The following is a 10,002-nucleotide window of genomic DNA, read 5'->3' on the forward strand; positions in this document are numbered from 1 at the left end:
TTACTGCACGATCGAGGAGACGACGCCGGCGCCGACGGTGCGTCCGCCTTCGCGGATGGCGAAGCGCAGGCCCTCGTCCATGGCGATGGGGGCGATCAGCTCGACCTCCATGGCGACGTTGTCGCCCGGCATGACCATCTCCGTGCCCTCGGGCAGCGTCACGACACCCGTCACGTCCGTCGTCCGGAAGTAGAACTGCGGACGGTAGTTCGTGAAGAACGGCGTGTGGCGGCCACCCTCTTCCTTGGTCAGGATGTAGGCCTCGGCCTTGAACTTCGTGTGCGGCGTGATCGAACCCGGCTTGGCCAGAACCTGACCGCGCTCAACGTCCTCACGGCCAACACCGCGCAGCAGCGCGCCGATGTTGTCGCCCGCCTCGCCCTGGTCCAGAAGCTTGCGGAACATCTCAACGCCCGTGACCGTCGTCTTCTGCGTGTCGCGGATGCCGACGATCTCAACTTCCTCGCCGACCTTCACGATACCGCGCTCCACGCGGCCCGTCACAACCGTGCCGCGGCCGGAAATCGAGAACACGTCCTCGATCGGCATCAGGAACGGCTTGTCCTTCGGACGCTCGGGCGCCGGAATGTAGTCGTCCACCGCAGCCATCAGCTCGGTGATCGCATCCTTGCCAAGCTTCGCATCGCCGTCCTCAAGAGCCACCAGCGCCGAACCCTTCACGATGGGAATGTCGTCGCCCGGGAAGTCGTAAGAGGACAGAAGCTCGCGAACCTCAAGCTCGACCAGCTCCAAAAGCTCCTCGTCGTCGACCATGTCGCACTTGTTCAGGAACACAACAATCGCAGGAACGCCAACCTGGCGCGCCAGCAGAATATGCTCGCGGGTCTGAGGCATCGGGCCGTCGGCGGCGGACACAACCAGGATCGCGCCGTCCATCTGCGCAGCGCCCGTGATCATGTTCTTCACATAGTCCGCGTGACCCGGGCAGTCCACGTGCGCGTAGTGACGGTTCGCCGTCTCATACTCAACGTGAGCCGTCGAAATCGTGATCCCGCGCGCCTTCTCCTCCGGCGCCTTGTCGATCATGTCGTAGGCCGTGAAGCTCGCGCCCCCGGTCTCCGCCAAAACCTTCGTGATCGCCGCCGTCAAAGACGTCTTGCCGTGGTCAACGTGACCAATCGTGCCGATGTTCACGTGAGGCTTCGTGCGCTCAAACTTACTCTTCGCCATGGCCCTTCATGTCCTTCTTGCGGGTCCCTCTAAATCAGGGATCGCCGGGTCAGTTGCATAACTTCGCGCCCCAGCTGCTGCGGCCCGCCCCTGTCGTCCGGGGGAAGGGCGCTGCGGTCGAGGGCGCCTCGTCTTGGAGCGGGTGATGGGAATCGAACCCACACAGCCAGCTTGGAAGGCTGGTGCTCTACCATTGAGCTACACCCGCCCATTTTCCGAAACGCGCCGGGATCTGGGTGGTGGAGGGGGTTGGATTTGAACCAACGTAGGCGAAGCCAACGGATTTACAGTCCGTCCCCTTTAACCACTCGGGCACCCCTCCTCGATTGGCCCAAAACCGCCGAGGCGTCACGGAGTGCGAACTATGGTGATTTCGCGCCGCCTGTCAATGATGAACCTGCGAAAAAACGCGAAGGACCGGCTTCCGCGCTTGCCGCCCGGGGGCGGCTCGTGCGAAACCGGTTTCTCTCATGGAAAAAGAGTAGGCTTCCCGATGCCGCCACGCAAGCCCAACAGGCCGCCGATCAAAGGCGGAAACCCCTATAAGGGAGATCGCGTCGGCCACCACGGCCGCACCCGCCCGGTCGAGGCGCCGGACGAGCTCTGGATCTACGGCCAGCACGCCGTGGTCGCCGCCCTCGCCAACCCGGAGCGCCGGAAGCGCCGTTTCATCGCGACGCCGGAGGCCGCCCGCCGCCTCGCCGAGGAGATCGGGCCCCAGCTTCAGAGCCTGTCCCTGCCGCTGGAGGAGATGCACCGGCGCGACATCGACAAGCTGCTGCCGGAAGGCGCGGTGCACCAGGGTCTGGCCCTGCTGTCCGAACCGCTGCCCGACCAGTCGCTCAGGGATTGGACGCCCTCGAAGGAACGGCGTCAGGTGGTGATCGCGCTCGATCAGGTGACCGATCCCCACAACGTCGGCGCGGTGATCCGCTCCGCCGTGGCCTTCGGCGCCGGGGCCCTGCTCTTGACCCGCCGCCACTCTCCGGCCGAGACCGGCGTGCTCGCCAAGACCGCCTCCGGCGCGCTGGAGCATCTGCCGATCCTGCGCGAGACCAACCTCTCGCGCGCGCTGGAGGACTTAAAGGAAAAGGGCTTCCTCTGCATCGGACTCGCTGGTGAGGCGGCACAACCGCTATCCAGTCTGCCCAAGGAGCGCGCGGTCTGTCTGGTCATGGGCGCCGAGGGCAAGGGCCTGCGCCAGAAGACGCGCGAGACCTGCGACCTTCTGGTGCGCCTGCCGACCCTGCCGCCCATCGATCAGCTCAACGTCTCCAACGCGACGGCGATCTGCCTCTATGAACTGCTCGGCCGGGGATAAAGCCCGGCTCCGCTCCGTAACAGCTTTCAAGAAGGCGCGGTTACCCCTGCAAGCCACCATTCTTGAGACCTCAAATTACGGAGCTTTAGACGCATGAAGAATAAAACCCTCCTCTCCCTGGGCGCGGCGGGCGTCCTCCTGGCAAGCGGCCTTGGCGTCGCCACCGCGATCGCCCATGAAGACGGCTACCGCAGCGGTAACCACGACGGCCGCCACGGGGGCCACGGCATGTTCCAGCGCATCGACGCCGACGCCAGCGGCGGCATCTCTCTCGAAGAGGCCGAGGCCGCCGCACTGGAGCGCATGGCGCGCTTTGACAGCAACGGCGACGGCATGGTGACCCAGGAAGAAGTGCGCGCCCACGCCGCCGAGCGCTTCGCCATGATGGATGGCGACGGCAACGGCCAGGTGACCCACGAGGAAGCCCGCGCCGCCATGAAGGCTTGGCACGACAAGAAGAAAGAAGAGAGCGCCAACTAAGCACCCACCAGCATCAAACCTGCGGCCCTTACCTTTTACATAGGGGCCGGTTGGGGGCGCCCGAGGACATTCCCCTCCCCCGGTCCGACGGCGCCCCTTTTCTTCGGGCTGGAGCCTCGTCAGAAGCTGGGCGGCGTGCAGGCCGAGACAACCTTGGTCTCTTCCTTGCCGCTATTGCGGAAGCGGTGCGGCAGCCGCGAATCGAAGTAGTAGGCCTCGCCCGCCTTCAGCACGCGGCGCTGGTCGCCGACCGTCACCTCCAGTTCCCCGCTCACCACCACGCCGGCCTCTTCCGCCTCGTGACGCAGCAGCGACTCGCCGGTATCCGCGCCGGGCGCATAGCGCTCCAGCAGCACCTGAAGGGCGCGGCCCGAGAGGTCCTGCCCCACCTGCTTGTAGGAAATCCGCCCGCCGGCGATCTCGACCAGCTCGTCAGCGGCGAAGAAGACCTTCTCTCGCGTCGTCTCCTGCCAAGCGAAGAACTCCGAGAGGGAAATGGGAATCCCGTCCAGCACCTTCTTCAGCATGCCGACCGACGGCGAGGAGCGGTTCTGTTCGATCAGCGATATCTGCGCATTGGAGACGCCCGCTCGCTTGGCGAGCTCGCGCTGCGACAGGCCGTGGAGCTGTCGCAGGGTCTTCAAACGCTGGCCGAGGTCGAAAGCGGGTTCGTCGGAAACAGGTAGGCTGTCGGGCATCGCCGCTCACTTGTTAAATATATTTGACGTTTCGGGTTATTTATCCACCGGAGAACTCTCTATTGTCAATTTTCTTAGGCCTCAGTAAGGTGCCTGACCAAGTGATCCGACAAACCGCACAGCGATGATGGAGACCCGTCATGGAGTTGCCCTCCGGCCTCGGCGATTTCGATAGCGCCCCGAACAACCTCGAGCCCTTCTGGATGCCCTTCACCTGGAACCGGCAGTTCAAGAAGGATCCCATGCTGCTGGCCTCCGCCAAGGACATGCACTACACGACGGTCACCGGCCAGAAGGTCCTGGACGGCACCGCCGGGCTCTGGTGCTGCAACGCCGGTCATGGCCGCAAGAAGATCGTGGAGGCGGTGCAGGCGGCGATCCAGCATCTGGACTACGCCCCCTCCTTCCAGGTCAGCCATCCGCTGCCCTTCGAACTGGCGAGCCGCCTGACCTCGCTGCTGCCCAACGACTACGACCACGTCTTCTTCACCAACTCCGGGTCCGAGGCGGTCGACTCCGCGCTCAAGATCGCGCTCGCCTATCACCGCGTTAAGGGCGACGCCGCGCGCACCCGCCTGATCGGGCGCGAGCGCGGCTACCACGGTGTCGGTTTCGGCGGCATCTCCGTCGGCGGCATCGTCAAGAACCGCATGTTCTGGGGTCCGCTGATCAACGGCGTGGACCACCTGCCGCACACCTTCAATCTGGAGAAGCAGGCCTATTCCAAGGGACAGCCCGAGTGGGGCGCGCATCTGGCCGACGAGCTGGAGCGCATCGTCGCCCTGCACGACGCCTCGACCATCGCCGCCGTTATCGTGGAGCCGGTGGCCGGTTCGACCGGCGTGCTGATCCCGCCCCAGGGCTATCTGCAACGCCTGCGCGAGATCTGCGACAAACACGGCATTCTCTTGATCTTCGATGAGGTGATCACCGGATTCGGGCGCCTCGGCTCCTCCTTTGCGACCGAGCATTTCGGCGTGAAGCCGGACATCATCACCTGCGCCAAGGGCCTGACCAGCGGCACCATCCCCATGGGCGCCGTGATCTGCCGCAAGGGCATTTACGACGCCTTCATGGACTGGGCGGACGACACCGGGAACACCATCGAGCTGTTCCACGGCTACACCTATTCGGCCCATCCGGTCGCCAGCGCCGCCGCGCTCGCGACGCTTGAGATCTACAAGGAAGAGGGTCTGTTCCAGCGCGCCGCCGAGCTGGCGCCCTACTGGGAGGATGCGGTGCACAGCCTCAAGGGCGCGCGCCACGTCATCGACCTGCGCAACATCGGCCTGATCGGCGCGATCGAGCTGCAACCGCGTGAGGGAGCGCCCACCAAGCGCGCCTACGAGGTCTTCCGCCGCTGCTACGAGGAAGGGGTGATGGTCCGCTTCACCGGCGACATCATCGCCCTCTCCCCGCCGCTGGTGATCGAGAAGAGCCAGATCGACCAGATCTTCGACACCATCCGCAAGGTGCTGGAGACCGTCGACTAACACCCTCGAGGCAAGCAATAGAGAAGACGAGCCCGCCGCCGGCAAACGAGCGGCGGGCCGCCGGGAATCAAAAGAGACTAAAGCGATCGGAGGAAACAGCATCATGCTCGTCGGCGTGCCGAAGGAGATCAAGAATCATGAGTACCGCGTCGGCCTGACGCCCAGCTCCGCGCGGGAGCTGATCCACCATGGTCATAAGGTGCTGGTGGAGACCGGCGCCGGGGCCGGCATCGGATTCGACGACGACGCCTACCGCGCCATTGGCGCGGAGGTCGCGGGCTCGCCGGAGGCGGTCTTCGAAAAGTCCGAGATGATCGTGAAGGTCAAGGAACCGCAGGCGAGCGAGTACAAGCTGCTGCGCGAGGGCCAGTTGCTCTTCACCTACCTGCATCTGGCTCCCGACCTGCCCCAGACCGAGGGTCTGATCGATTCCGGCTGCATCGCCATCGCCTATGAGACCGTGACCGACCGCCACGGGCGCCTGCCCCTGCTCTCGCCCATGAGCGAGGTGGCCGGCCGCATGTCGATCCAGGTCGGCGCGCACTGCCTGGAGAAGGAACAGGGCGGCTCGGGCCTGCTGCTCGGCGGCGTGCCGGGCGTGGCCGCGGCCAAGGTCGTGGTGATCGGCGGCGGCGTCGCCGGCACCAACGCCGCGCGCATGGCCATGGGGCTTGAGGCCCACGTCACGGTCATCGACCGGAACCTGGCCCAGCTCTATGCGCTCGACACGCGCTTCGGCTCCATGCTGAACACCATCTATTCGACGGTGGACGCCATCGAGCAGCACGTGATGAACGCCGACCTCGTGATCGGGTCGGTGCTGGTGCCGGGCGCCGCCGCGCCCAAGCTGGTGACGCGCGACATGGTGAAGGCCATGCGCCCCGGCTCGGTCCTCGTCGACATCGCCATCGACCAGGGCGGCTGTTTCGAGACCTCCAGGCCCACCAGCCATTCCGAGCCGACCTACGTGGAGGAAGGCTGCGTCCACTACTGCGTCACCAACATGCCGGGCGCGGTCGCGCGCACCTCGACCCTGGCGCTGAACAACGCCACCCTGCCCTTCACCCTGGCGCTCGCCAACAAGGGCACCCGTCAGGCACTGGCCGAAGACCCGCACCTGCGCCAGGGCCTCAACGTCGCCGAGGGCAAGGTCACCTACAAAGCCGTCGCCGACGCCCACGGCCTCGACTTCACCGCACCTGAGGAATACCTGGGTATTTCGTACTGAGGCGTACTGAACCCTGTGATCAGGGCAGCATGTCCTTGAGCCTGAACCAGGTCATGGCCAGCACCAGGGAGGGCGTGCGCAGGAGGCGGCCGCCGGGGAAGGTCTGGTGCGGCAGCTTGGCGAAGAGGTCCAGGCGTTCGGCCTGACCGGCCACCGCCTCGGCCAGGATCTTTCCCACGACCCCGGTCAGCGCCACGCCCTGGCCGGAGAAACCCTGCGCGAAGAAGATGTTATCGTGCCCGCCCAAGCGGCCCAGGTGGGGCGTGCGCTCCACGGTGATGCCGACGAAACCGCCCCAGAGGTAGTCGAAGGGACGCCCCGCCATCTGCGGGAAGATGCGCGTCATCTTGCTCTGCAACTCCGCGTTCAGGGCCGCGGGCACCATCATGGTGGAATAGCTGACCCCGCCGCCGAACAGCAGCCGCCGGTCGGCGGAAAGCTGGAAGTAGTTCAGCACGAAGTAGGAGTCCGCGACCGCGATGTCGTTCGGGATCAGGCTTTTCGCCTCCTCCTCGCTCAGCGGGGCGGTCGCGCCGATGTAGGTGCCGACCGGCATGACCTTCCTGCGGATCTTGGGAACCAGCCCGCCGATATAGGCGTTGCAGGCCAGCACCAGGAAGTCGGCCGTCACCTCGCCCTCTTCCGTCTTGACCCGGACCTTGGGGCCTTCCTCGATCGAGGTCACGCGGCTGTCGTCGTGCAGTTTCGCACCCGCCGCCTCCGCCGCCTCCGCCAGACCCAGGCAGTAGTTGAGCGGATGGATCTGCCCGGCGCCGTCGTCCAGCAGACCGCCCGCGTAGTGTTCGGAGTTGCAGTGCTGGCGCAGCTCCTCGCCCTCGACCAGCCGCACGCCCCTCTCATAGCCGTACTCGGCCCAGTGGGCCTGCTCCTCGCGCAGGTCCTCCAGGTGGCGGGGCTTGGGGGCGGCATGCAGGTAGCCCCACTTGAGATCACAGGCGATGGCATGCTTTTCCACCCGATCGCGGATGATCTGCTTTGCCTCCTCGCAGCAGTCCCAGAGCTTCTTGGAGTCCGCCTTGCCGACCCACTTCTCGATCTTCTCCTGCCCGGAGGCGAAGCCGGTGCCGACATGCCCGCCGTTGCGCCCGGAGGCGCCCCAGCCGATGCGCTCGGCCTCCAGCAGCACGACCGAATAACCCTTCTCGGCCAGGTTCAGCGCGGTGGAGACGCCGGTGAAACCACCGCCGACCACGCAGACATCGGCGCTGACCGCACCCTTGAGGGCGGGGCGTTCGGGCGAAGAATTCGCGGTGGCCTTGTAATAGGAATCTACGAACTGGGCGCGGGTCACGGCTTCTCACCTCTTGGTCCGGTTGGGCCGGATCGGCCTTCTACTCGGCCTTCCCTGCTGCCCGGAATCGGCGGGAAAAGCCGCCTTTGCTTGCCACCCTCAGGCCGGCGTGATAGCGATAGCGCAGTTTCTTACCAAGGCCAAGGCTCACTAGGTTCTTTTCCCTCTCGCTCCCTCCGGAGCCAGAGGCCATAATCACCAGATTAGAAGCGATTCGAGAGACTTATCATGTCCAGCGACAAGGCCGTAGAGGCCCTGCAAACCTTCATACGCGAAAACAACATCGAAGAGGTCGAGTGCCTGCTGCCGGATATGGCGGGCATCGCGCGCGGCAAGATCCTGCCCGCTGCGAAGTTCCTCAAGGGAATGGGCGAGAACGGCCTGCGAATCCCCGAGCAGATCTATATCCAGACCGTGACCGGCGACTACCCCGACGATGATGGCGGCACCAACCCGGCGGCGGGCGACGTCTACCTGCGCCCCGACCCGAGCTCCATCCGCATCGTGCCCTGGTACGAGGAGCCGACGGCCCAGGTCATCGCCGATGCCTATCACCTGGACGACGAAAGCCCGGTGGAGATCGCCTCGCGCCGCGTGCTGCGCCGGATCCTGGCGCTCTATGCCGAGCGCGGCTGGACGCCCATCGTGGCCCCGGAGCTGGAGTTCTATCTGGTCGAGGTCAACACCGACGCCGACTACCCCCTGATCCCGCCCATCGGGCGCAACGGGCGGCGCGAGACCTCGCGTCAGGCCTACGGCGTGGACGCGGTCAACGAGTTCGACCCGCTGTTCGAGGAGGTCTACGACTTCTGCGAGGCCCAGGGCATCGACATCGACACGCTGACGCATGAAGCCGGCGCCGCACAGATGGAGATGAACTTCAACCACGGCGACCCCATGGACCTGGCCGACCAGACCTTCCTGTTCAAGCGGACGGTGCGCGAGGCGGGTCACCGCCACCGGGTCTACGCCACCTTCATGGCAAAGCCCATGGAAGGCGAGCCCGGCAGTTCCATGCACATCCACCAGTCGGTGATCGACAGCAAGTCGGGCAAGAACCTCTTCGCCGACAAGAAGGGCGAGAACACCGAGCTGTTCCTCGCCTACATCGCCGGGCTGCAGCGCTACCTGCCCGCGGTCATGCCGCTGCTGGCGCCGAACGTGAACTCCTACCGCCGCCTGCGGCCCGGCGCGGACGCACCGATCAACACCCACTGGGCGCTGGACAACCGCACGGTGGGCCTGCGCGTTCCGGTGTCGAGCCCGGCGGCGCGGCGCGTCGAGAACCGGGTCGCCGGCGCGGACGCCAATCCCTATCTGGCCATCGCCGCCACGCTTGCCTGCGGCTATCTGGGCATGACCGAAGAGCTGGAGCCCACGCGGCCCATCGAGGGCAGCGCCTACCGCCTGGCCCACACGCTGCCGCGCACGCTCTACGATGCGCTCTACAAGATGAACGGCAGCCGTCCGGTGAAGCAGATCCTGGGCGAGGACTTCGTGGCCGCCGTCACCTCGGTGAAGAACGACGAGCTGGACGCCTACCAGCGGGTCATCTCCTCCTGGGAGCGCGAACACCTGCTCTTGAACGTGTAGGGAGCGACCGGTTAGCGCACCGGCTCGGGCGTGGCGATGACGCCCGCGCCCGCCAGGGCGGTATCCAGCTCGCTGCGGGTCATGCCGGGCTTGACCGCCGGGTGGTAGAGCAGCTCCAGCAGCAGGCGCAGGCGCTCCTTGTCCGCCGCCTCCAGCGTCAGAGCGGGGAAATCCCGCCCTTCGCGTACGTTGAGCCCGAGGGCGCGGGCGAGCCCCAGGGTCAGGCAGGCCTCCTTCTCATGCGGCGGCAAGGCCTCGTCCACCACCACGGCGGCCAGGGGCACCCCGCCGCCGGGCAAGGGCGCCCTGTAGGCCGCGCAGCCCTGCCGCGCGAAGTGCGAGAGATCGGGGTCCCGGTTGTCCTTGGCGAAGAGGTAGTTGGGCCAAACTTACAGCCGGTCCGGCCGCTCCGCCGCCATCTGCGCGACCAGGATGTGGGGCCGGTCCGGCACCGCCGGGCCGCCTGGACGGTAGGCCTCGGCCAGCGCCTCCAGGTCCGCGCCCGAGCGCCAGACTTCGAAGGCCGGCTGTCCGTCCGGGCGGAGACCCGAAGTCAGATTCTCCCTAGCCGCGGCCAGCGGTCCGCTCAAGCCTTCGGAGACCACCAGCGGGATCGGCCCCGCCGCCGGACGCTGAAAGCGGATCACCCGCTCTGGCAGGCGGTCAGCAGAAAAGTACCGCGAATG

General features: G+C 66.1%; 10 protein-coding genes and 2 tRNA genes. 5 read left to right on the forward strand and 7 right to left on the reverse strand.

Annotated features, from left to right (window positions below; translation table 11 throughout):
* From tuf to P8X75_13130, 3 genes are all read right to left on the reverse strand, one after another.
* Positions 1-1,191, reverse strand: a complete 1,191-nt coding sequence (gene tuf, locus P8X75_13120; GenBank protein MEJ1996127.1) for an elongation factor Tu — start codon at positions 1,189-1,191, stop codon at positions 1-3.
* A 134-nt stretch (positions 1,192-1,325) separates the two neighbouring features.
* Positions 1,326-1,399, reverse strand: a tRNA-Gly gene (locus P8X75_13125).
* 29 nt (positions 1,400-1,428) lie between these two features.
* A tRNA-Tyr gene (locus P8X75_13130) sits at positions 1,429-1,513 on the reverse strand.
* A 171-nt stretch (positions 1,514-1,684) separates the two neighbouring features.
* Between P8X75_13130 and rlmB the strand changes: the two genes are divergently transcribed.
* Together rlmB and P8X75_13140 are read left to right on the forward strand one after the other, a co-directional pair.
* A complete protein-coding gene (gene rlmB, locus P8X75_13135) occupies positions 1,685-2,512 on the forward strand; it encodes a 23S rRNA (guanosine(2251)-2'-O)-methyltransferase RlmB (protein MEJ1996128.1) in 828 nt (275 codons plus the stop codon).
* Positions 2,513-2,605: 93 nt separating this feature from the next.
* Positions 2,606-2,992: a hypothetical protein gene (locus P8X75_13140; protein MEJ1996129.1), complete on the forward strand. Its 387-nt coding sequence runs from the start codon at positions 2,606-2,608 to the stop codon at positions 2,990-2,992.
* Positions 2,993-3,111: 119 nt separating this feature from the next.
* Here the strand turns inward: P8X75_13140 and P8X75_13145 are convergent, their stop codons facing one another.
* Entirely contained in the window at positions 3,112-3,690 is a 579-nt protein-coding gene (locus P8X75_13145) for a cupin domain-containing protein (protein ID MEJ1996130.1), read from the reverse strand.
* Positions 3,691-3,830: 140 nt separating this feature from the next.
* Between P8X75_13145 and P8X75_13150 the strand changes: the two genes are divergently transcribed.
* Complete coding sequence (locus P8X75_13150) at positions 3,831-5,183, forward strand: aspartate aminotransferase family protein (protein MEJ1996131.1); 1,353 nt, start codon at positions 3,831-3,833, stop codon at positions 5,181-5,183.
* Between the two features lie 103 nt (positions 5,184-5,286).
* On the forward strand, positions 5,287-6,411 hold the full coding sequence (gene ald, locus P8X75_13155) for an alanine dehydrogenase (protein ID MEJ1996132.1): 1,125 nt from the start codon (positions 5,287-5,289) through the stop codon (positions 6,409-6,411).
* Positions 6,412-6,430: 19 nt separating this feature from the next.
* On the opposite strand, the gene P8X75_13160 is transcribed toward ald, so the two are convergent.
* Positions 6,431-7,723 (reverse strand): FAD-binding oxidoreductase, encoded by a 1,293-nt coding sequence (locus P8X75_13160; protein MEJ1996133.1) that lies wholly within the window; start codon positions 7,721-7,723, stop codon positions 6,431-6,433.
* 228 nt (positions 7,724-7,951) lie between these two features.
* Here P8X75_13160 and P8X75_13165 point away from each other — a divergent pair, with 228 nt between their 5' ends.
* Positions 7,952-9,316, forward strand: coding sequence for a glutamine synthetase family protein (locus P8X75_13165; protein MEJ1996134.1), 1,365 nt, complete (start codon positions 7,952-7,954; stop codon positions 9,314-9,316).
* A gap of 11 nt (positions 9,317-9,327) precedes the next feature.
* On the opposite strand, the gene P8X75_13170 is transcribed toward P8X75_13165, so the two are convergent.
* Together P8X75_13170 and P8X75_13175 are read right to left on the reverse strand one after the other, a co-directional pair.
* Positions 9,328-9,615: a hypothetical protein gene (locus P8X75_13170; protein ID MEJ1996135.1), complete on the reverse strand. Its 288-nt coding sequence runs from the start codon at positions 9,613-9,615 to the stop codon at positions 9,328-9,330.
* A 90-nt stretch (positions 9,616-9,705) separates the two neighbouring features.
* The coding region (locus P8X75_13175) for a hypothetical protein (protein ID MEJ1996136.1) at positions 9,706-10,002 on the reverse strand (297 nt) is incomplete at its 5' end.

Origin of the sequence: Limibacillus sp., from assembly GCA_037379885.1 — a bacterium.
In the GTDB taxonomy this organism is placed as follows: Bacteria; Pseudomonadota; Alphaproteobacteria; order Kiloniellales; family CECT-8803; genus JARRJC01.